Origin of the sequence: Psychrobacter fozii (assembly GCF_003217155.1) — a bacterium.
GTDB lineage: Bacteria > Pseudomonadota > Gammaproteobacteria > Pseudomonadales > Moraxellaceae > Psychrobacter > Psychrobacter fozii.
The window spans coordinates 1-23,549 of sequence record NZ_QJSU01000009.1; the positions used below are offsets into that span (position 1 = coordinate 1).

Consider the following 23,549-nt stretch of genomic DNA (forward strand, 5'->3'; position numbering starts at 1 on the left):
GGTGATAACGTTGAGATGGGCGTAGAGCTTATCCACCCAATCGCTATGGACAAAGGTCTTCGCTTCGCTATTCGTGAAGGCGGCCGTACTGTAGGTGCTGGTGTTGTTGCTAACGTAAACGTTTAATACTGATCCTAGTATTTAACTAGTTAGTCAAAAGCCGTTCTCTTTATTGAGAACGGCTTTTTTTATGGATGTTTATAACTAAAGAAAAGTTATGGGGATATACCTATAATTGACGATAATATAAAGTGTATTTTAAGAAAAGAGACAGAAGAGTGCAGATGTTTAATATAAAGACACTAAATTCTGAAGCAGAAGAAGGTGCAGCGATTGTCCAAGCCGTGGCGACTATTGAGGCTATTGTCCAGTTACAAGAACCATGGACTGGACAGACTCTGAACGATTTACTCGAACAAGATAGTATAGATTTAATGGTCGTTATGAGTACTGAGACTGACGAAGTGGTTGGTTACTGCTTATATCAAGTGGTGTTTGAGCAAGCAGAAATCCTACGTATTGGCACACGTCCTGATTATCAACGCCAAGGTATTGCGTCGTTAATTTTTGCAGAATTAAATACACATCTGAAAGAGATTCAGGTGGAAAATTTATTATTAGAAGTGCGTGCAGATAACGCTCCTGCGATAGCGTTATACGAAAGACAAGCGTTTGTCGTTATTCACAAACGTAAAGGCTATTATCAACAGCCACATCAGCCATCAGTCGATGCTTTAATTATGCAGCATGTTTATCAGTAGTGACATATGAGTTGAATTGGCTTTATTGTTTTAAGATGTTTGTTCATCAGCTTTTATACGATAAATTTATTCGCTGTTTGCTTGCATAGATTTAAGCTCTTTAATTCGTTCGCTCAAGAGCTCAATCATGATGCTAGTATTGGCTTGCTGTTTTTGAACTTGATCCAGCTTTTTTTGATTAAAACTTAACTGTTCATCGAGGCTAATTTTCCCAGCATAAAAATCATTGAAGCTATCTTTCATTTCGTTGAGAGTGAAGCCTACCGTTTGTGCACTCTTGATTAGCTCGATACGTTCGACACATTCTGGATGAAACTCAGTATACAATCGCGATCCTGCTTGACGCTTACGTGACTTTAGCAGACCCAATTGGTCATAATGGCGCACGGTATCCTTAGTAGTATTGGCTTTTTTTGCTAGCGCCCCAATTAACAAAAACGATTCATCAAATGCCATAGTGGTCTCATAGGTCTGTAAGTAGATGCTTATTAATAGCCATCACAATGCTCGTTATAAATTGAGCTGCCAAGGTTCTTCGTTATCAAGTTGCGATACTGGCAACGGTTTGTGGGAGTTATTTTGCCATGTGATGGCATCGCCAGCTATCAATGTATCTAACTGAGTGAGGAAATCCGCGCGTGGCAAGGTGGTTGCGCCTAGACTCATAAGATGATCGTTCGGTAATTGACAGTCGACCAACGCTACATGGCTTTGTTCACATAAACGCATCAGACCCCAAAAAGCCAACTTTGATGCATTGGAAGCACAGTGAAACATCGATTCACCAAAATAGATATTGCCTATTTTTAATCCATAAAGTCCACCAACCAACTGCCCTTTATCATCCCAAACTTCTACACTATGTGCAAATCCTTGCGCATGTAACTTGGTGTAGGCTTCAATCATTTCATCATGAATCCAAGTATGTTCTCCTTCAGGCTGATTGTCATTAAGGCCATCGCTGCGTGGCAAGCTACAGGCATGTATGACGTCATCAAACGCTTGATTAAGGGTCAGTTGCCAACGGGCACGATTCGCTTGTTTGCGTAGTGACTTGCTTGGCTGATAGTCTGTTGGCACTATTGCACATCGTGGTTCAGGGCACCACCAAGCGATCGGTTCATCTTCATTAAACCAAGGGAACAGTCCTTGTGCATAAGCAGAGATGAGAGTTTCTGGTGCCAAATCGCCACCCATAGCGACGATGCCAATGCCATCAGGGTCAATAGAAATAGGATCAGGAAAGTCATAACGCCCAAGACTTTTTAAAGTCTCAGGCGTGATGTGTTGATCGTTCTGTTGAGTAAAGTTGCCCATTTAGGCTTCTTTATCTGCGGTTAGTGTTGAATCGTAAGTATGATCACGAGCAACGGTCTCTCCCAATGCATCCAAGTATTTTTCAGCATCAAGTGCCGCCATACAGCCAGTGCCAGCAGATGTGATGGCTTGACGATAGACATGATCGGCGACATCGCCTGCTGCAAACACCCCTTCGATACTGGTTTGCGTGGCATTACCTACTAAGCCGCTTTGGACAGTAAGGTAGCCATCTTTCATATCTAGCTGACCTTTGAACAAGTCCGTATTAGGCTTATGACCGATTGCCACAAACATGCCAAAGACATCTAGTTGCTTAGTGCTGCCATCTATGGTTGATTTGATAACAACGCCATTGACGCCCATATCATCACCAACCACTTCTTCAACACTGTGATTCCACTCGATTTTGACGTTACCGTTTTTGGTTTTTTCAAACAGTTTGTCTTGTAGGATTTTCTCAGAGCGCAAGCTATCACGGCGATGGACTAAGGTTACTTCAGAAGCAATGTTTGATAGATATAGAGCTTCTTCGACAGCAGTGTTACCACCACCGATGACAGCGACTTTTTGGTTCTTATAGAAGAAACCATCACAAGTAGCACAAGCTGAAACGCCAAGGCCTCTGAATTTGGTTTCTGACTCTAGCCCTAGATACTGAGCAGATGCACCTGTTGAGATGATTAGGGCATCACAAGTGTAGCTACCATTATTACCCGTTAATTGAAAAGGGCGCTCATTCAAATTTACTTCGTTGATATGGTCATAGACCAGTTCGGTACCGAAGCGTTCTGCGTGGGCTTTCATGCGTTCCATCAATGCAGGGCCTGTTAAGTCATGAGCATCGCCTGGCCAGTTATCGACTTCGGTGGTGGTGGTTAGCTGTCCGCCCACTTCCATACCGGTGACCATGACAGGCTTTAGGTTGGCGCGTGCTGCATAAACGGCAGCAGAATAACCAGCAGGGCCTGAGCCTAGGATGATGAGTTTTTCGTGACGTGGCGCTGTATTTTCAGTTGCCATGGGTAATTCCTTGCTAAATATAAAAAGTTAAAAATAGGAGTGATTAATAGATCTTTTGCAAAAGTACCAGTTCATTGATTTTCACTGACGGAGTCACGAGGGCTAGCGATGACTTATGCAAGAAGTCTAATATAGTAAATTTTTTCAAAATGATGACTAATATGGTTTTTCTCATTGCTGTGTGATAATAACATAAGGGCACGGCGGGCAAAGTGCAAGTTTGCTAAAATCAACATGGATATCATTAGAATTAAAGCATATAAACCTTGAAGTATTGTTGGCATAAATGACGACTATTTTATAAGGTCTATATAAGATTGTTAGCCTTATTCTGTGAGCTATATTGCTAAAAGTAGGGTTTTTTATCTAAATCGCATATTAGCTAACTTTCTTGCACTCTTTCTTTAGAAGACTGTCGCCACTGTACCTATGTATTTGTTATTATAAGAAGTTATGCCAAGTGTATTGGAGCGCAGAAAGAAGGCTGTCATGACGCATCTTTATGACAGACAATGCGTTCTAAATGCTTTGCCAGAGATATTTATATCCGCACTTCTATATCAGTATCTCTATGTCAGCACTTTATGTCAGCATGATTAAGCTTAGTCATGCGTTGACGACCATTTAGTATTAATAACAAGGCAGATCTTACGTGATATCAGCACCGCTTATTGAGTATTTAAAAAAGGGAATATTTACCCTCCTTGGGTTAATACTGGCCGTTTATCTCTTTGTCATCTTGATGACGTATACAGGTAACGACCCTAGCTGGTCGCATATCAGTAGTGACATGACCACGATTAATAATGTGGGTGGTGCATCGGGTGCTTGGTTATCGGACTTGCTCTATAGCTTCTTTGGTTTTGGTGCATGGTGGCTGCTAGCATTTTTGGTTTATGAGTCTATCCTTATCTGGTGGGACAACAAGCCAACATTTTGGCTGATGCGTTTGATTGCTTATGTGTTTTTATTATTGAGTGCCAGTGCTTTATTTGCACAATTGGTTGCGTTGGTTCAGCACGTAACGGATCCAACAGCGACAAGGCTAGAAGGAGTTGCTGGCGGTATTATAGGGTTGGAGCTACAGTCTCGATTGGCTCAGCTTTTATCGCAGTGGGGGAGTGTACTCTTCTTAACGGTTTTCGTTATTATCACGGCGACTTTTGCCTTTAATATTCATTGGCTTGTGATTTATCAGAAAGTGACAGCATTGTCATGGCTTGGTTCAGGGGTCAAACACAAAGGCATGGCGCAGAATGATATCTCTGCTCAAGAAGGTATTATCTCAGGGCAAAATGATGAAAATATAGCAACGAATAAAACAGCTAAAGAAATCTCAGAACAGCAGCAGTTACCGCTTGAACTACACTCTGAAGATAGTGTAAAAGCAGTAGAGAATAGTGGTCGTTTCAGCAATGTCTTATCAGACTTTTTATCAACGTCAGGGCTTGCTGATAGCGTAAAAGCGTCGATGGCAGCAGCAACGCAAGCGGCTATGTCTAATTCAAGTGCCATGTCTAATAATGAAAATAGCCAACAGCTACAGGCGGCAACAGCGACACCTAGCGGTACAACTGATAATACGATCAATCATGCTAATACATCGCCGACGTCAAGCTCTGTAATGACACCTGTCCGCAAAGTAGAACCGAGCTTTGCTTGGAATGATGCAAATACCGTTGATGATTTATTGGCCAGTGAGCAATTAGCTTATAACACCAATACTAATAACGGTTATGGTTCAGATGCTACTGTACCAGTACCTAATGATACTGAATTTAGTCATACCAATACTGAGTCGCTAGAATCAGCTGTGCCATCTGCTCCGACTGTATCAACCGCAAAAATAGCTGACGTTCAGTCGCCACTTGAGGATATCGTATACGGTGAGACGGCTCTTCAAAATACGGCAGATTCTGGGCTTGATGTACCAGTAGAGAGTATTGATACATTGGCAGATGCTTGGCTAGCAGAGCATGCAGATATTTCAGTACCTACTACTGCAGCGTCTATAGAAAGGCTTAAGTCTGATAGTGTCGCGGAGCAGCCAGTACGAGAAGCAGTCGTAGAGCCTGTGCCAGATTTGTCCAGTGGTGATGCTATTAATAAGCAGCCTTCGAATAGCAAGCTTTCTGATAATAAGCCTTCGAATATAGTTGTTGCTTCAGCTGCTAGTGATACGAGTCCATCTGTCGATAAACCAGCCAGTAATGAAACTAAAACATTGAACAATGCTGCGTCGTCGGCTGCGATTGCAAAATCAGCTGCGTTACTTGCTGCAGAAGCTATCGAGCCAATATCAAAAATGGCCGATATGACGCCGACCAATACACCGCCTGCCAATCCAACATTACCACCAACTGTTGTCGCTGAGCCAGTTGTTGCTTCTAAATCCAATGTGAGTTTTGATATACCTGAAGGAGATTCTAGCAACCATATTGCTGATATGGTGCCAGATGATACGAGCGCTGATGATGCTGCTCCTGTTATGCCCCATATTAGCGATGATGCAGCGTTCAGTACTAAGTCACGCTCAATGCAAACGGCGGCTTATCGTAGTAGTTTGTCGCCTATTCCTGAGATGTCGATTTTAGACAATCCAGACCCAAATCGCCAACCGAGTTATACCGAAGAAAAGCTGGTTGAGCTATCAGAATTATTAGAAATCAAGCTACAAGAATTCAATGTAAAAGCATCAGTTGTCAATGCGATTCCGGGGCCAGTCGTGACACGTTTTGAGGTCGAGCTGGCGGCAGGTGTAAAGGCTAGCAAGGTAACGGGCATTTCGCGTGATTTAGCACGCTCGCTGTCTATGGCATCTCTGCGTGTGGTTGAAGTAATACCGGGTAAGCCTTATATTGGTATTGAAGTACCCAACCCAAAACGTGAAATGGTACGTTTGATAGAGCTGCTAAATACTGAAAAATTTAAAGACCCAAAAGCGCAAATCAGCATGGCAATGGGCAAAGATATTGGCGGTAAACCTATCATTACTGACCTTGCGCGTGCGCCGCATATGCTGGTCGCTGGTACGACAGGTTCTGGTAAATCGGTTTTGGTTAACTCAATGCTACTGTCGATGTTACTCAAATATACGCCCAATGAGCTGCGCCTTATCTTGATTGATCCCAAGCAGCTTGAGCTTGCCAACTATAATGATATTCCGCATCTGTTAACGCCTGTTGTGACTGATATGACGGAAGCTGCCAGTGCCTTGTCATGGTGTGTGGCAGAGATGGAACGCCGCTATCAACTAATGAGCTTACTGAAAGTTCGCAAGCTTGATGAATTCAATAAAAAAGTGCGCGCTGCCGAGGCCTCAGGCAATCCTATGCTTGATCCCTTATGGCGACCGAATGATAGCGTGAGTATCAGCCAAGCGCCGAAGCTTAAAACCTTGCCAATGATTGTCATCGTCGCGGATGAGTTTGCCGATATGATTATGCAGGTTGGTAAACAAGCCGAAGAGCTCATCACGCGTTTGGCACAAAAATCGCGGGCAGCCGGTATTCATTTGATGTTAGCCACTCAGCGTCCATCGGTGGATGTCATTACAGGTCTGATTAAAGCCAACATCCCAGTACGTGCAGCATTGCGCGTGAACTCAAAAGTCGATTCGCGGACTATTTTGGATAGTGGTGGTGCTGAGGATATGCTAGGCAATGGTGATATGTTGTTCTTAGGGCCTGGGCAAATTGAGCCTGATCGTGTGCATGGTGCGTATGTCAGCGATGAAGAGGTCAACCGTGTGTGTGATGCTTGGCGTGAGCGCGGTGCGCCCGACTATATTGATAACATGGCAGGGAATTTTGAATTATCTAGTCCAGGAGGTGGTGGTAGTTCAAGCAACGCCTCTGGTGAAGATGATGACTTATACAATGACGCGGTTGCCTTTATTATGGAAACGCGTAAAGTCTCGGCTTCTAGTATCCAACGTAAATTTAGTATTGGCTATAACCGTGCAGCACGTATTGTCGACTCGATGGAAGAAGCTGGACTGGTCAGCTCGATGGGTAAAAGCGGTAAGCGTGAGTTACTGATGTAGCATTTAGTATTAATAATATGAAAAGGCGAGTCACGAAAGTGGCTCGCCTTTTTTGTGGGATAAGCACAGGTATGTTTTTTAGTGAGATATTAAGTGCTTAGGAATATAATACTAAAATATTGTCATTAAATACACTGTAATTATCTAAGGTTAAATTCATGAATGAGTAATAGCCAGTTCAGTACCTAAGTGACTAATGAGTCCATTTATCAATCATAAGTAGTGGTTTTTTATACTAAACTGACAGTTATTTATCGATAAATATTTGTTAATTTTAAGAATTCTCTATTCAATTACTCTCCAAGGAAGGTCGGTTATGTTCAAAGAGTATACCCAGTACGATGGTCTCGCATTAGCGGCATTGGTCAATGCCGGTGAGGTCAGCGCCAAAGAATTGTTAGATGCAGCAGTCAGTCAGGCAAACAAATTAAATCCTAAATTGAATGCCATTATCCACCGTTTTGATGAACGTGCGTATCGTGCGGCGCAGGCAGGATTGCCTTCTGGCGTATTCAATGGCGTGCCGTATCTATTAAAAGATTTATCGTTTAGCTTCGCTGATGAACCCATCACGATGGGCAGTCGTAGTGTCAATATCATCTCAGAAAAAGATAGCGAAATCGTCAAACGGATGAAAGCCACTGGCGTCAATACCTTTGGTAAAACGAACACTCCTGAGTTTGGTTTGATTATCACGACTGAACCCAAAGCTCATGGCGCGACTCATAATCCATTTAAGAAGTGCTATAGCTCTGGTGGCTCATCTGGCGGCAGTGCAGCAGCAGTTGCGAGTGGTATCGTACCGATGGCAGGCGCAGGTGATGGCGGTGGCTCGATACGTTTTCCCGCTGCGTGGTGCGGCGCGTTTGGACTCAAGCCTAGCCGTGGTCGTAACCCAATGGGCCCGTCATTTGGAGAGGGTTGGGAGGGAGCAGTCGCTGACCATGTGATTACACGTAGCGTGCGTGATAGCGCTGCTATGCTCGATGCGACAAGCGGTGTAGAAATCGGTGCTCCGTATGTCATCGCGCCACCACAGGGTACTTTTTTACAAGCAGCCATGCGCGCGCCGAGACAATTAACCATTGCGTTGCATCAGAAGCCGTTGATTGCCAATACTGTAGTGGACAAAGAAGTACTGGCGGTCCTCGAGCAAACTGCCAAGCAACTAGAAGCCATGGGGCACCGAGTAGTACCTGCTGAACCTAATATTGATATTGAACAGTTTTGGCATGATTTTATGGTGGTGGTTTGTGCTCATACCGCATTTACCATTGACAATCTCGAGCGTGATTTTGGTATCGAACATATTCAGAATCTAGAGCCGCAAACTTATAATATGGCATTGCTAGGTTGCTCACTATCAGCAGTTGATTTGGCTCATGCCAAACATGGCTGGCATCATAGCCAATATCAGACTGGCTTATTGCTTGAAACCTACGATATGATTTTGTGCCCAACCGTACCCACACCTGCGGTCAAGCATGGGATATTGCCACCCAGCCGCACGGATGAAATGCTGATGCGTAGTGCAGAGTTTCTCAATAAAGGCTTTGATATGGGTAAGTATGCTTTTCGCTCTGGCATGATTGAAAAACTGAGCCAACCGATACTAGGAAAAATGGCCTTTACGTTATTAGGCAATGTCACAGGTCTACCAGCAATGTCGTTACCACTCGGCATGAGCAAAAAAGGCTTGCCGATTGGTATGCAGTTGATTGGGCGTATGAACGATGAAGCCACGCTGTTTAGTGTGGCAGGTGAGTTTGAGCGTGCTGGATTATTTACGAAAGCTGCTTTTGAACAGTAGCGCTATGATGAGGACACGGCCTAGTACATGTTAATCAAAGCGATAAATATCCATACCCAAACTATGATGTGCCATGCTTTGATGGACGACTGAGACGCGCTGACCAGTACCTAGTGCAAAGAACAGCGGTAGCAAGTGCTCATCACTCGGATGAATGTTTTTATAATTAGGGTATTGCTGCCAGTCTAGAGCAGTGGGTATGTCTATCTTAAGCTGCTGTAGTAGCCATAGCTTAAAGTCTTTGGCGGCTTGATCGATACTGTCAGATTGCCAGCGCATGGCGCTCAGGTTATGTGTAATGTTACCTGAGCCAATAATAAGTATTTGCTCATGGCGCAGTCGTGCTAGCTGTGCACCCAATTGATAACAAGCGACACTGTCATAGTGCCGAGGTAAAGATATTTGTACGATAGGTATGTCTGCCTCTGGGTACAGATGTCTGAGAGGTGCCCACACGCCATGGTCAGACGCACGTACAGGGTTGACGCTACAAGTAATACCGCGTGCGGTGAGCTGCTGTGCGAGTGATTCCGCAAGCACAGGATGACCAGCTGCTGGATATTGTAGCTCGTACAACTCAGGCGAAAACCCTGAAAAATCATGCCACGTCTTCGGTTGTGGATTGCTGCTGATTTCAAGCTTGGATGACTGCCAATGCGCGGACATAATAAGGATAGCACGTGGCTTTGGTAAATTTTGCCCGATACGTGCTAGCGCGCTGGTCGTAGATGATTGCTCAATAGCAAGCGTGGGCGCTCCATGCGAGATAAACACTGCTGGTAGCTTTGCAAACTTAGTAGCATTGGCCGCTACCACAGGTGCGTCTGCCCAAACGCCCGCCGCAGTGATAGGCGTTGGCGAATTGGGATGGGAGTCATCGTGTTGATGGCTTGGACGAGAGGCGTCAGGTGTCGCAGTTTTTGGATATTTCATGTTCTATGTATTAGGGCATGCACCAGTTTTTCAATCCGTTCTACGATTGATGTTTTGAGTGGTTTGATTAAAACGTCGTGGTCATTTTTTATACGTCTAATCTATCTAGTTTCCACGGTGATAAGGGTGGTTATTATTGATACTCATCGCCCGATACAACTGTTCCATTAGCACAACACGTACCAACGGGTGTGGTAATGTCAGCGCTGATAGTGATAGCTTCACATCGGCTTTGGCTAACACTTCTGGCGAGACACCATCTGCACCGCCGATGACTAGAGCAATATCATCGCCTTGCTGCATACCATCAGCCAATTTATCAGCCAGTCCTTCTGTCGAAATTATCTTACCTTTGACATCCAGTACCCATAATTGCTCACGACCTGACGTGTTATGAGCGGACAATATCGCCTGACCTTCTTGCTCACGGTACTGTGCCAAATTGGCATCTGAAGGGTTTTTTGCGCGTTTTGCAGCAGCCAGCTCAACAATTTCTGTGCTGAGCATGGGTTGGATACGTTTAAAATATTCATCAAAACCCGTCTGTACCCATTTGGGCATTTTATTACCGACGGTCAAAATTCTTACCTTCATAGTAGTTACCATTTCAATAATTGATAAAACGAAAAATATGATGCTCTATAGTCAAAGAACTCTAAAGTGGGTACAAGGTAGCCGACTGCAGATTGTACAAGTAGTACATCTAAGGAGGGTAACGCCGTAGTGGTTTAGTAGTTCACCGACTATATATTTTACATTAGCGGTGCAATAGTATCGGAGACAGTCGCTTCTGTGTTTGGGTTATCCTTACTCGCATCAGTCGTGTTGGGCTTTGGAATAATAGTAAGCTGGGCATCAGACTCAAAGACAATGGCTTCAATATCATCAAAACTGTTCATACCTTCAGAGCGCATCGCACATTCGATTTCTTGACGGGTCAGCCTTTCATCTCGCATTGCATCTGGCAAAAACTGTCCTTGATAAAAGACGATACGCGGCTCAGACAAAATAAAACTGCTAAAGGGCGTTGAAATAGACGCATATTTGGTGACTAAAAACTGCAACACATAAAGCACTAAAATCGATGAAGCCCCTTCGACAAAAGGAATGTCTTTTAGCAAAATAGTACTGGCACCTAATGAGCCGATCATCACGGTGACGACCCAATCAAAGTTGTTGAGCTGTGACGTCGAGCGCTTGCCAGAGATTTTGGTAATCAATACGATGAATACGTAAATCATAACGGTCGTTAAGACGATACGTCCAAGTTTGTCTATATTGTCAAAAAAGAACATTTCCATGATGCGTGCTCCTATTCAAAGTAGGTTATTGTCCAAAGTAGGTCATTGTCCAAAATTTTACCCATTAACGTTAACGCAATATTTTATAGGCGATACAGCTCAATAACCAAGCCAGTTTTTCGCTACTTATAGTTTTTCTGCGCTTGCTAATTGCCTATCGAGTTTTGCGTTTGGGGTCAAGTAGGCTATTGAGCACCCAAAGACTGATTCGAGCACTGACCAACGTCAGTACCAATATCATGACGAGTGCTGAGAGCAGTGGTAAAGGTTTTTGCATCGCCATATCGACTAAGACTTCACGGCTCACTGTATCAAATAACCAAAACCATATGGCTACGAAGTAAAGTGCAGTTACTAGCCAGATAACAGCAACCCCGCTCAACATGATGCGATTAATCTCACTTCTATCCAATGCTCGCTGCTGATGCTTGACGAATTTACTGACTGCGATGTAAGCGCCAATAATGATAGATAGCACCGTGACCAGTTGTGAGTTCAAGGTAAGCTGGGTTTGAATCATCATAAACACTGCGCTGGCAAGTGTATAACCAACTGCAAAAAAACCAATATACTGCGCCAGTTTGGGTTGAGCCAATCCATTATTTTTCGTTAGCCCATCACGATTCGACTGAGGGCTAGGTTTGCTAAGATTGGTTATCTTACGTGGCATAATCTGACCTTTATAAAGGTAAAAGCGTAATGTAATTGATATATTATCAATTATTCATTAAAAAGTATTTTTGATAAAAGTAATCAATGCTCAGCGGTCCAATCGAGCATCGCATCCAATACTGGTCTGGCAGTATAAGCATTCAGAGACTGCTCACTATTAATAAGTCCCACGACGACATAATCTTGCCCTGACAATCCTTTGACATAACCTGCCATCGAGGTCACATTATTTAGAGTACCTGTTTTTATCCATGCGCGGCCAATGGCTGCAGACTCTGGCAAACGTTCACCATGCGCGGTGATGGTGCCACTGACACCTGCCACACCTAGTGAATTGACGTAAGCATCGAAGCTTGGACTATCATAAGCATATGTTAATAGTTCGCTTAAATTGGCCGCGCTGATGGTGCATTCGCGGCAGAGTCCTGAGCCGTTGGTTAGATGAGGCGGTGGCGTGCTTAGATTGGTTTGCCACCATTGATTGATACTTTGCAATGCCGCTGGATAGTCGGTAGTAGTAGGTTTGCCAAATTGGTATAGGCTGCTTTCATTTCTATGGTTCTTTACATGTGTTTCGTCATGAGTTTTAACGCCCTTGGCATTGCCATAAGCCCCTATTGATAGAGCCACTTGTTCAGCCATCACATTATTGGAAAAGTGGTTAATATCATAAATTTGCTGAGTGAGATTCAGTGATGGGTAGCTGACAATGGGGAGCGGTGACATAGACAATGCTGTGAGACCATGTGTCGACTTTAGAGACTTTGTCCCAGCATAAGGCACTTCTTGTGTGATGACATCACCACTGAGTGTATTGCCTAGCGCCTGCCATTTTTCGGCGATGATACGTGCAGCAAAGTCTTTGGCATCAGGATACGCAACATAAAAAACATGCTCACCACAGCTGCTTGGCAAGTCGGCATTTAACATCAGTTGTTTGGCTTTCCACTGCGGCGAGAGGCTATAGCTTGCTTGTCCACAGCTCGCTGAGCGGGTATTTATGGTAGTGGGTAATTGATAGTTTGCTAATTGCGGCGTATAAATCAGGCTAGCTTGACCATTGTCTAACGGGTAGCTTTTGATACCAATGGTACTGAAGTTAACTAAAAAACCATCGGGACTGGCGTTATAAGGACGCAGTGGCGAGTTATCAAAGGCGGCAGGATCTTTAGTGATATTTTTAAAGACAGCGCTGTCGATGATGATATCTCCATCGATGTGATGAATGCCAGCTGACTGTACTTTATAGAGCAGTTGCGCCAAACGCTCATGGGTCATTTTGGGGTCGCCACTGCCTTGGATAACCAAGTCGCCGTGTAGACGGTCACCGATGATAAGGCCAGTATGGTAGACACGTGTATGCCAGACAAAGCCAGTCCCTAAGGTATCTAAAGCGATAAAACTGGGAACGAGTTTCATAGTGCTGGCAGGCGTACGAGCGACATCGGGTTGATGACTCAGTAGGGGTGAAAATGACATCTTTATAGAAGGTGTGCCCGTGTTGCTATCAGTATTGCCACTTTCATGATTATTATGATCGTCAATGACTGTTGTTTTTGATGAGTCATCCAGTACGGTTGGGATACTTTCTAAACTTTGGTAAGTGTAAGGGTCATCCGTATAAGCATGCAATGCTTGCTCACGCTTTTTAATCGTGCGCTGTTCAATCGTAATCAATGTGCTTGGTTGCACTAAATGGTTTTTTTCATCGCGAGCATCACTCGGCGTTGTTTTCTGGACACTGTTATTGGTGTTAGAAGTCGCATTAGTCGTTAGCGTTGGTTGCGAGGTACTTTCAGAAGAGTTATCCGACTGGCTGTCAATGACCTGAATAGGAGCAGGCAGGTGACTGGCATTTTTATCACCGACTGGCGTAATGATGATACTGATATCAGCTTCCGTTAAATCAGCTCGTGATAATGCCGCTTGAATAGCTGCTGGCAATGCTGCCTGTGCATATAATGGTGTTGCGATTAATGCTAATACAGCCAAGCGTTTACTCACCTGATTAAACGGTCGTAGATGGTGAAAAATCGGTGAAAGTTTGGCAACAAGGGCAGGAGAACGAGAGCGTTTGGAAGTAGGTCGCATGAGCATCTTTTAGTCGGTGGTAAAAACCGACTATACTAACATGAGTTGCTGTTTTCGCGTAGATGGAGAGACTTGTTAAAAGCTCGATTTTGTTGTCTATAAATGATATTAACGCACGTGCAAAAAGGCCATCGCCGTCATAATGGCATCGTTATAAGCATCGTGAGCGCCCAGATCAGGAATATTATAATGCGCTAATATATTGGTCAAATGCTGCGATTGGCCAGAGAGGCCTTGGGTGTGACCACTCATGCGACGACTGTATAAATGCCGCACATCGATGATTTCATTGGGCAGCGTGGTACCCATATAGCGCTTGACCAAAGGATTCAAAAATCCCGTATCTAGTTGAGTACAAAACCCAATGATGGGTCGGTTATCTATGAACGGTAGTAATAGCGCCAGCATTTCATCATAGCTCATACCATGCTCGACATCAGCGGTACGCAAGCCGTGAATGACAATGGTATCTCGGTCAGGCATCACCGGTGGTCTACAGACCAAATGCATGCCATTGCCTGTGTCGATGGTATTGCCATTGATATGAATCGCTGCGACAGACAGTACATGATGCTTTTTGGGATTGAGTCCTGTCATCTCACAGTCAATCGCCACCCACTGCTCAGCCATCGGTTGGGTAAACATCGAGGCCAACTCTGGACGCTGTAATTGTGTCTTTTGCCAAGTGCAAGACAACTGCTTTAGCCAACTCATATGCGTGCTCATTTGTTTATGCTATTTCTAATTGATAGTGCTGACGTAGCTGTGTCTTAAAGCTTTTGACCACGGACAGACACTCTTTTAGCAAGTCACGCTCAAGTGCCGTCAGCGTCGTTGGATTTACTTGGCGTGCGTGTCTGTCATCGGTAGACAGAGCAACTGATAGACGTTGCGCCATAAAGAACTCCAAAGCCTCTAACAAGTTGTCTGCACGCTCTTGGGTTAATGCTTGGTTTTTTACCAACGCCTTTAGGCGATTCTTGGTACTAGGGACTTCTAAGATGTCATTCTCTAATGCTAAAGTGCGAATACCATGAACCAGTGGAAAGATACCGGCTTTTTTTAGATCGATATCATGCGAATCTGCCTTACCACCTAGTAGTGGAACGAATTTTTGCCACCACTGATTCACATCACCGAACTGTAGGGCGGCGCGTGCGAACTGGCGTACAAACATAGGGTCTGACTGTCGGTGGGCTACTTTTAGATGTTGACGTACCTGAGTCAATAATGACTCGTCACCACAGACATATTCACCATCGAGGATAGCAGACAAATAAATACCATGCATCGGATCGGTGTTTTTAAACCACCAACTGATTTGCGCATTAAATGCTTTTAGCGGCTGTCGCCACATGGGGTTGGTCATCATGATATTGCCGTCGCACAAGGGATAACCTAGGGTAGCCAAATGACTATTAAAGGTATCAGCAAACTGTGCCAAATCATCATGAGTGTAACCATCACGCATGATGAGTGCATTATCTTGGTCAGTACGCATGATTTGCTCACCGCGACCCTCTGACCCCATGACGATGAGGCAGGTGTTTGCCATGACTTCATCAGGTACTATGAGTTGCCAGAGCTTGGTAAATACCTGTGCGTTGAGCGTCTGTACCATGCGACTGATGTTACCGATTTTGACGCCATTTTGATGTTGCACACGAATATAACGACCGATAAGTTCGACAGCAGTATTTAGGCTTGAGAGATCCTTTGCCTGTTCGATTTGAATACTAATGAGTTGTGAATGATGACCAATATGAGCGAGCATATCGCTCTGTCCAAGTACTCCTGCCACGTCACCATTATGATCAATCACTGGCAGTCTATGGATACGATAGCGAGTCATGGTCAATAGGGCATCGCCAATTTCATCAGTAGCGTTGATGGTACGTAGGTTAAAGTTAGCATAACGCTGGCAGGTAGTCGTGGCAGGGTTCTGCTGCTCACTCACCGCGCGGCAAATATCGGTATCGGTCAAAATTCCTAACATATGCCCTGTGCCATGATGCTTATCTTCAGTATTGTCTGAAGGATTTGATGGTCGCACCAGTACGTGCTTCAGCCCTACTTGGGTCATGATGCAGGCGGCGTCATACAAGCTGTTACTGGCATCCACAATATGTACGGGCAATAAACTGACATCTATCACTGGTTGCAGCATGATTTGCTGAACTTCTTGCTGATCGTTATAGGCATTAGGATTGGTTACTTTGTGATTGCGTCGCTGCTGTAACGCTTTTAACCGTTCAGGGAGTTTGTCAGATAGCATTTGGCGTACTAGATGATTTTGTGCGCTGATTTTGCCGACTGCGCTACCAGCAATTTGTAGCAGTAAAGTGTCTTCGGTCGCTGTAAATTGATAAGTTTGTAATGCTTCGGTATTAGGATTGCCGTTTGCCGATGACTCGGGCAAACGACGACTATCGAACCAGTCGTTATTATTGAGATGGTCAGAATGATTGCTACCTAGATAGGAGCCAACGAACTCACCGTCAAGTGACTGCTCAATTTGTCCTTTGATGACCACATACAGACATTGCAGCTCTTCTGCCAGCAGGCTTTCGCTTTTGGCAAGATAGCGGATTTGAGTGTTTTTTCTAATGCTTTGACGTTCAGCCATACTTAATACATCAAAGGGAGGCTGGGTAAAATCAAGATGGGCCATGGCATCATCCTTGATGGCATATTGGGCGTGTCTTCATTTTGAAAATGGTGATAAAAATGGCAGCTAAACGAGGAAAGTAGTGCAGATAATGTCGAGATATTAGCAAGCTACTTGACGCAGTTTGGCAAAGATTTAACCCTTTTTAGTCCATTTAAAGTTTATGGTTCAGAGTGAGGACACGCCCTAGGTAAAAGATACTTTACTATAGCACTATTGCAGCAAAAAACCTCTAATAACCACATTTATATTGTGGTTATTAGAGGTTGGTGTTGTTCTTGAAGATTAATGCGCGTAAAGCGACTGCTTATACATTCTATGAATTGTGCACCTTACGCACCAAGTAATTTTCGAATACGGCTTATCGCTTCACGGCTTTCTTCGACACTAGCGACCAAAGCAATACGTACATAACCTTGACCAGGGTTTTTACCATTCACTTCACGTGATAGATAGCGACCTGCTAAAACATGAATATTGGCTTGCTCATACAGTGCTTTGACAAACAGCTCATCATCACCATTGAATTGCTTAGGCGCTTTTATCCAAAAGTAAAATCCAGCCTCAGGCATCCGCAACTCTAATAGGTCACCAAGCTCCGACATCCATAAGGCAAATTTTTCCTGATAGAGTGCGCGATTGTGCGCCACATGCTTTTCATCTTGCCAAGCAGCGATAGAGGCGAGCTGGTGCGGTATCGGCATGGCACAGCCTTGATAGGTGCGATATTGCAGATACGCCTGCAATATATTGGCATCACCCGCCACAAATCCTGAGCGTAAACCAGGCAGGTTTGAGCGTTTGGATAAAGAATGAAAGACGATACAGTTTTTAAATTTATGACGACCGAGTGTCGCGCAGGCTTGCAACAGTCCAATCGGAGCTGTATCAAAATACAGCTCGCTATAGCATTCGTCACTAGCAATGATAAAACCGTACTGATCAGATAGGCGAATGAGGTATTCCCAATCGTCCATCGTCATGACTGAGCCTGTTGGGTTGTTTGGACTACAGACAAACAAAAGCTGCGTGCGTGCCCAAACTTCTTTTGGTACTACGCGATAATCACCTTTAAAGTCATTATCTAGTGTGCAAGGTATAAAGTAAGGCGTTGCCTGTGCCAATATGGCCGCACCCTCATATATTTGATAAAACGGGTTGGGCATGACCACGGTAGGAGGTTGACCAGATACAGACAGTGAATGATTGTCAGTATCGATGACTTTGTGATCGACAACCGCTTGTACCAAACTAAAAATAGCCTCGCGTGTTCCCATCACTGGCAATACTTGTGTATTAGCATCGACATGATTTAAGAAAAACCGCTTTTCTAACCAATGTGCAATGGTTTGGCGTAGTTCAAACAGGCCATTGGTCGTTGGATAACGGCTTATTTTGTCCAAATTTTCGCGTAGTACGTCCAGTACAAAAGCGGGTGGCTCATGCTTTGGTTCACCAATACCCAGTTTGATTTCACTGTAGTTATGGGCTGGGGTGCTATCCGCCAGTAGGGTAGCCATTTTTGCGAAAGGGTAAGGATGCAGATACGTTAAGTTGTGATTCATAGGTAGGGTAACTATAATAGACAATTAATAATAAAGTTATAAAGAAAATTTACATTTAAGCAGTGTAGCACTTCTCTTGTTTTTTGTCTTTTTCTTCTTTTCATGCTCAGACTGCCAAGCTATTTGACCGTAAATGATGAAACAGACACAGAAGTAATGTACTGAAAAATGCTCAGAAAATCTTATCAATTGATAACTTATAACAATACAAAAATCTCTATCAGTCTTAATGATAGATCATGGTAAGGATAATTTGATATGCCTAGTGTTGCAAAACCCGATAGTCTTGACGCTAAAGATATCAATGATGAAAATTCTAATGGTAGCCTGCCGCGTACCAAATTGTACGAGCGACTCAAGCAACGCGAGCACAGTTGGTGGCAATCGCGTCAGCAACTGATTAACCGTAAAGAAAGAAAAATGTTTTGGTATGGTGAAAACAGCTTGATGATGTGGTTCTTATGGCAATTGGTCAGCTATGTCATCGTGGCAATGCTGCTGATGTTACTTAGCAAATTGCTGGATATCATGCTGCCCTTATGGCAATATGTTGCTCTGTTTACCTTACAGACAATCATATTTGTGGTCATGTTGGCAGCCAAAGGTCAAATGGCGAATACTTTACAACGCAAAATTGACAAAGATGAGTTGCTACGTGAAGAAGCCATGAATGAAATGATCATTCTGGCAGAGGACAGTCTCTATCCAGATGTGCATGCCCATGCCCCTCTTTCCCTAAGAGAGATGTATGAATATTTTGACAAAAGCTTCCATTTAGCAAGCTTGCATTGTTTGCTAAAAAGAGAGGTCGATGCTGGGCGTTTAATACTGACGCAAAAGCATATCGAAGCAGAGATTTTGCCACCAGATCTCGCTGATGATGAGCTCAATGAGCACGCTAGCGAGATGATATACAAAAGCACTTTATAAAAAACTGCTTCGTTATTAGATATCAATGTAGTCGGATATAAAAGCAATTAGATATAAAAAAGCATGCCATCGATAGCGTTATCAATGGCATGCTTTCTGCTTTTCTATAGTGCTTTTCTATAGTGCTTTTCTATAGTGCTTTTCTATAGTGCTTTTCTATAGTGCTTTTTTGACGCGCCTACTGCATCACATTTGATTTAATAAAGCGGGCAGTCTTTCTGTACACTAAGACTGGCAATCAATGCTGACTTCAAAGTTTCAAGTCTGTCAGCAGAGAGTGGCTCATCGTTCTGATCACTGATATAAAACATATCTTCTGCACGCTCACCCAAAGTGGTAATACGAGCTGCATGAACCTCAATCTTCTCTTGCAAGAATACTTGCCCAACTCGAGCGAGTAGCCCTGGCTGATCGAGCGTTTCTAAGCTCATTATGTGCTGATCTGAGGCCTCATTAAACTCAAATTTGATAACCGTAGTCACTTCAAAGTTTCTGAGCTGACGCGGAATGCGCTTGTTTGTAATCTTTAGCACTGTTGGGTCTTTAAATGCGCTGATCAACCGCTGCTTGAGCTCTTGCTGACTCTCTTCATCAATTAATAAGGTGCCAGTAGGGTCAAGCAGTACATAAGAATCCAAAGCAAAGTCACGCGTGGCAGTAATAATGCGTGCATCTAAGACATCTAGATTCATTTGATCGAACACTGCCATAGTGACGGCAAATAGATTCATCTGATCTTGGGTATAAACAAAAACTTGCACGGCATCCAGTGCTAGCTCTCTATGCTCACGCAGTACAACCAATGGCGGGCTGTCAGCGTTAGACGCAAGACCAATAGGTGGGTGATTCAAGATAGCTTCGGTATGCCACAAAATATCCTCAGCGATTTCTCGTAAGAAGTACTCGTCGCCCAAGTCATCCCATAGTCTCAGTACTTCTTCGCGATTCATGTGCTGATTGTTCACATTGGCCAGCATATTTAAGGCCTGCGTGCGTGTCGCACTAATCATATCTTGGCGGTTGGTTGGGGCATCAATATCAGCGCGCAAAATACGACGAGTTTGTGAGTATAGCTGTTTCATGAGTGTGGCGCGCCAGCTATTCCACAACTGTGGATTGGTGGCGTTCATATCTGCCACGGTGAGCACATATAGATGGTTGAGATGGGTGACATTACCAACGAGATCTGAGAACAGCGTGACAACCTCAGGGTCTGAGATATCTTTTTTCTGAGCGGTCATCGACATCAATAGATGATAACGGGTCAGCCAGCCGACCAAGTTGGCATCCGCCAAACTCATGCCATGTGCTAAGCAGAACTCAATCGATTCGGTTTGGCCTAGTTCACTATGATTGCCGCCGCGACCTTTGGCAATATCATGGAACATCGCTGCCAGTACTAATATCTCTTTGCGTTCAATACGCTGAAAGATAGAGCTGACCAGTGGAAAATCTTCATAAAAACGCGAATCCGTGAAACGGTGCAAGATTCGAATTAAAAACAACGTGTGTGCATCAACGGTATAACGATGGAATAAATCATATTGCATAAGACCAGTCACTTGGGCAAAAGCAGGGATATAATTCCCTAATACGCCATAGCGGTTCATGGTACGTAGACGGTGAAACAGATAATTCTGTTCTTTTAAATTGGCTAAGAATAGGGCTTGGTGAACAGGATTATCACGATAAACCTGATCGATACCACGTGCGGCGATTTTTAATGCGCGCAGGGTATGCGTACGGACGTTTTTGATATTATGTTGACCCATCAGTAAAAACATCTCTAGGATAGCTTCTGGATGCTGGGCAAATACCCGATGATGCGCCATAGAGATTTGATCGCCAACTTGATTAAAGCGCGCATTGATCGGATGCTTCTTAGGTCGCTCATCGTCTGACAGTTTTGGTTCTATAATTGTTTCGTAGTAATGATTGGTGAGCATTTCAGACAGAGTCGATATCTGCATGGCACAGCGATAATAATCTCGCATAAATCGTTCAACAGCGGCATTAGGCTCGTCGTCTGGTTGAGTCTCATAGCCCATTAATTGGGCAATCTCACGCTGATAATCAAACAGTAGCTTGTTTTCGTTACGACCTGTCAATACATGCAGGTAATGACGTATTTGCCATAAATAACCTTCTGCAAAACTCAGTTCATCAAATTCTTTTTCAGTCAAAAAGTTCTGCTGTACCAAGTCATATAGCTTGCCCACTCGGAAGTAACGCTTAGTCACCCAACCGATAATATGAATATCGCGCAAGCCGCCAGGAGCGGTCTTGATATTTGGCTCGAGGTTATACTCGGTAGCATTGTGCTGTAGATGGCGCGCTTTGGCTTCTTCGATTTTTACCTCAAAGAAACTACGCGGTGACCACTGTTCATTGACAATTTTAACGGGCATCTCTTGCAGTGCTTCATTGCCAATCAATAGCCGAGCTTCGAGCTGTGCGCTAGCAATCGTGTGATCAAGCGCAGCTTCGAGCGCATCATTGACGGTACGTACCGAAAGCGCAGGCTCCAGTCCGATATCCCACAACAATGCGACCAAGCGATCAATTTTTCCACTGGTCTCAGCATCAATCTCATCAGGAGATAATAATAAAATATCGATATCTGAATAGAGCGACAGCTCACCGCGACCGTAACCACCAGTGGCGAAGAATGCCAAGTCGGTCTTATCCAGCTCAAACCACTTAAACAAAGCAATCAGTAACTCATCTATCGCACAGGCACGAACGGTCACCAACTGACGAATATTAACACCACGCTCGAGTGCGCGACTGATGTCTTCATTGATTTGAGTCAACCACTTAGGAATACCCAGTAGTGGTTTTTCGGCGTTATCGGTATCTGATAGTGGTGCATTCGTCGCTATGTCAGCTGACAGCAACGGTAATGGCGTTAGGTCAATAGAGGTGATATCACAATTAAACATGAGTGTTATCCAATTAAGAGTTTAGAGATAGCTCGTTAAGATGAAAGCCTATGACAACTATGGTGCTATAGTCAATCCACTATAAATTCGATACGGCGTCAGTCTTGCTTAGTTTACTAGCTGTAGTACTTTCACTCGGCTTTCTTGTATCAAGTTATACTGAACCGACTATATGTAGCGTACTACAAAAATCAGGATGTACTAAAACTGTATGGGTATGAAAAGTATAAAGATAAAAGATCAATAAGCATAATACTCAATTCACCCTGATTATAGTCCAAAAAAAAGACCGCCTAGGCGATCTTTTATTATATTACTGAGTCAAAAAGCTTAAATCTTCTTCAGGGCGGGTGGTAAACACCTCACAACCATTATCTGTCACGACCATCGTATGCTCCCATTGGGCAGACAGCTTACGGTCTTTGGTAATCGCCGTCCATTCATCTGGCAGGATTTTGGTCTGCCATTTGCCTTCATTAATCATTGGCTCGATAGTGAACGTCATGCCTGTTTTTAGCTCAAAGCCTGTGCCTTTTTTGCCATAATGCATGACTTGTGGCTCGTGATGGAATTCATTACTGATGCCGTGTCCACAGAACTCACGTACGATACTGAAACGCTCAGGCTCGACTACTTCTTGAATCGCAGCACCCACATCGCCCAAACGCGCGCCATTTTTGACAACACTCATACCTGCATAGAGGGCATCTTGTGCCACTTTACAGATGCGCTTGGCCATAATAGAGCCGTTGCCGACAATCCACATTTTTGACGTATCGCCGTAATAACCATCTTTGATGACGGTCACATCAATGTTGATGATATCGCCATCTTTTAGCAGTTTATTTTCGCTCGGGATACCGTGACAAACCACATGGTTGACCGAGGTGCAGATTGACTTCGGGAAGCCATTATAGTTGAGTGGCGCAGGGATAGCATCTTGTACATTAACAATATAGTCATGAGCAAGGCGGTTCAAGGCTTCGGTGCTGACACCCACTTTGACGTGTTCGTCCAGAATAACCAGCAAATCGCTGGCCAGTTTACCGGCGACACGCATTTTTTCTATGGCTTCTGGAGATTGGATCAAGGATTTTTTAGTCATCATAATCGTACTTATAGTTATGGAATTAATGTGGTGGATTATAGCATAAATGCAGGCGCGACTGTTTTGAGAGAGTGGCGAGCAAGTCTGGCGCTATATTATCCGTACACTGCTATTAATAGTCCTGTTCTCAAAAAATTCAAGATTTTTGTACTGATGAGTATTGTGTTCGGATTATCTAATAGCTACCTACGTATCAGGTGCTATCAGCATGGTTCACAAGCGAGTGTAGATGTATATCAAATACTTCAAACGAGGTTGACGCAATAATATTTCTATAGTGGAATGACTATACTGAAGCTATGATGACAATCAGGCATTAATTATGCACAATAGAATGCGCTATGCAGATTGATAATTATTAATAATAAAAATCATTGATGACA

The 23,549-nt window shown here is 43.9% G+C and carries 18 protein-coding genes; 5 read left to right on the plus strand and 13 right to left on the minus strand.

The window, feature by feature from the left end:
* Together DFP82_RS11415 and rimI are read left to right on the plus strand one after the other, a co-directional pair.
* Positions 1–126 (plus strand): EF-Tu C-terminal domain-related protein (locus DFP82_RS11415; protein WP_484277974.1); only part of this gene is annotated, 126 nt, incomplete at its 5' end.
* Positions 127–284: 158 nt separating this feature from the next.
* A complete protein-coding gene (rimI, locus tag DFP82_RS11420; RefSeq protein WP_110923867.1) occupies positions 285–761 on the plus strand; it encodes a ribosomal protein S18-alanine N-acetyltransferase in 477 nt (158 codons plus the stop codon).
* A 66-nt stretch (positions 762–827) separates the two neighbouring features.
* Here the strand turns inward: rimI and DFP82_RS11425 are convergent, their stop codons facing one another.
* The 3 genes from DFP82_RS11425 to trxB are packed head-to-tail and all read right to left on the minus strand — an operon-like array spanning position 828 to position 3,101.
* Positions 828–1,217 carry a MerR family transcriptional regulator gene (locus tag DFP82_RS11425; protein WP_110923868.1) on the minus strand — a complete coding sequence of 130 codons (390 nt, stop codon included), beginning with the start codon at positions 1,215–1,217 and terminating at the stop codon, positions 828–830.
* Between the two features lie 54 nt (positions 1,218–1,271).
* Positions 1,272–2,078, minus strand: a complete 807-nt coding sequence (aat, locus tag DFP82_RS11430; protein ID WP_110923869.1) for a leucyl/phenylalanyl-tRNA--protein transferase — start codon at positions 2,076–2,078, stop codon at positions 1,272–1,274.
* The gene (trxB, locus tag DFP82_RS11435) at positions 2,079–3,101 is read right to left on the minus strand and encodes a thioredoxin-disulfide reductase (protein ID WP_110923870.1); all 1,023 of its coding nucleotides are present in this window, start codon (positions 3,099–3,101) and stop codon (positions 2,079–2,081) included.
* 652 nt (positions 3,102–3,753) lie between these two features.
* Here trxB and DFP82_RS11440 point away from each other — a divergent pair.
* Together DFP82_RS11440 and DFP82_RS11445 are read left to right on the plus strand one after the other, a co-directional pair.
* Positions 3,754–7,146 (plus strand): DNA translocase FtsK 4TM domain-containing protein, encoded by a 3,393-nt coding sequence (locus DFP82_RS11440; protein WP_110923871.1) that lies wholly within the window; start codon positions 3,754–3,756, stop codon positions 7,144–7,146.
* A gap of 316 nt (positions 7,147–7,462) precedes the next feature.
* Positions 7,463–8,956 (plus strand): amidase, encoded by a 1,494-nt coding sequence (locus DFP82_RS11445; RefSeq protein ID WP_110923872.1) that lies wholly within the window; start codon positions 7,463–7,465, stop codon positions 8,954–8,956.
* A gap of 30 nt (positions 8,957–8,986) precedes the next feature.
* Here the strand turns inward: DFP82_RS11445 and DFP82_RS11450 are convergent, their stop codons facing one another.
* From DFP82_RS11450 to dapC, 8 genes are all read right to left on the minus strand, one after another.
* The gene (locus DFP82_RS11450; protein ID WP_110923873.1) at positions 8,987–9,889 is read right to left on the minus strand and encodes a DODA-type extradiol aromatic ring-opening family dioxygenase; all 903 of its coding nucleotides are present in this window, start codon (positions 9,887–9,889) and stop codon (positions 8,987–8,989) included.
* A gap of 105 nt (positions 9,890–9,994) precedes the next feature.
* The gene (gene rlmH, locus DFP82_RS11455; protein WP_110923874.1) at positions 9,995–10,483 is read right to left on the minus strand and encodes a 23S rRNA (pseudouridine(1915)-N(3))-methyltransferase RlmH; all 489 of its coding nucleotides are present in this window, start codon (positions 10,481–10,483) and stop codon (positions 9,995–9,997) included.
* A gap of 158 nt (positions 10,484–10,641) precedes the next feature.
* Positions 10,642–11,190: a DUF421 domain-containing protein gene (locus DFP82_RS11460; RefSeq protein ID WP_110923875.1), complete on the minus strand. Its 549-nt coding sequence runs from the start codon at positions 11,188–11,190 to the stop codon at positions 10,642–10,644.
* Positions 11,191–11,344: 154 nt separating this feature from the next.
* A complete protein-coding gene (locus DFP82_RS11465; RefSeq protein ID WP_110923876.1) occupies positions 11,345–11,860 on the minus strand; it encodes an ABZJ_00895 family protein in 516 nt (171 codons plus the stop codon).
* 83 nt (positions 11,861–11,943) lie between these two features.
* Complete coding sequence (locus DFP82_RS11470) at positions 11,944–13,953, minus strand: D-alanyl-D-alanine carboxypeptidase/D-alanyl-D-alanine-endopeptidase (protein ID WP_110923877.1); 2,010 nt, start codon at positions 13,951–13,953, stop codon at positions 11,944–11,946.
* Between the two features lie 108 nt (positions 13,954–14,061).
* Positions 14,062–14,667 (minus strand): 3'-5' exonuclease, encoded by a 606-nt coding sequence (locus DFP82_RS11475; protein WP_110923878.1) that lies wholly within the window; start codon positions 14,665–14,667, stop codon positions 14,062–14,064.
* Between the two features lie 16 nt (positions 14,668–14,683).
* A complete protein-coding gene (locus DFP82_RS11480; RefSeq protein WP_110923879.1) occupies positions 14,684–16,624 on the minus strand; it encodes a DUF294 nucleotidyltransferase-like domain-containing protein in 1,941 nt (646 codons plus the stop codon).
* Between the two features lie 329 nt (positions 16,625–16,953).
* The gene (dapC, locus tag DFP82_RS11485; protein WP_110923880.1) at positions 16,954–18,186 is read right to left on the minus strand and encodes a succinyldiaminopimelate transaminase; all 1,233 of its coding nucleotides are present in this window, start codon (positions 18,184–18,186) and stop codon (positions 16,954–16,956) included.
* A 258-nt stretch (positions 18,187–18,444) separates the two neighbouring features.
* On the opposite strand from dapC, the gene DFP82_RS11490 reads away from it, so the two are divergent.
* A complete protein-coding gene (locus DFP82_RS11490) occupies positions 18,445–19,116 on the plus strand; it encodes a hypothetical protein (RefSeq protein ID WP_110923881.1) in 672 nt (223 codons plus the stop codon).
* 197 nt (positions 19,117–19,313) lie between these two features.
* Here the strand turns inward: DFP82_RS11490 and glnD are convergent, their stop codons facing one another.
* Together glnD and map are read right to left on the minus strand one after the other, a co-directional pair.
* The gene (glnD, locus tag DFP82_RS11495; RefSeq protein WP_110923882.1) at positions 19,314–22,058 is read right to left on the minus strand and encodes a [protein-PII] uridylyltransferase; all 2,745 of its coding nucleotides are present in this window, start codon (positions 22,056–22,058) and stop codon (positions 19,314–19,316) included.
* Between the two features lie 313 nt (positions 22,059–22,371).
* Positions 22,372–23,163, minus strand: a complete 792-nt coding sequence (gene map, locus DFP82_RS11500; RefSeq protein ID WP_425450610.1) for a type I methionyl aminopeptidase — start codon at positions 23,161–23,163, stop codon at positions 22,372–22,374.
* Positions 23,164–23,549 lie beyond the last annotated feature (386 nt).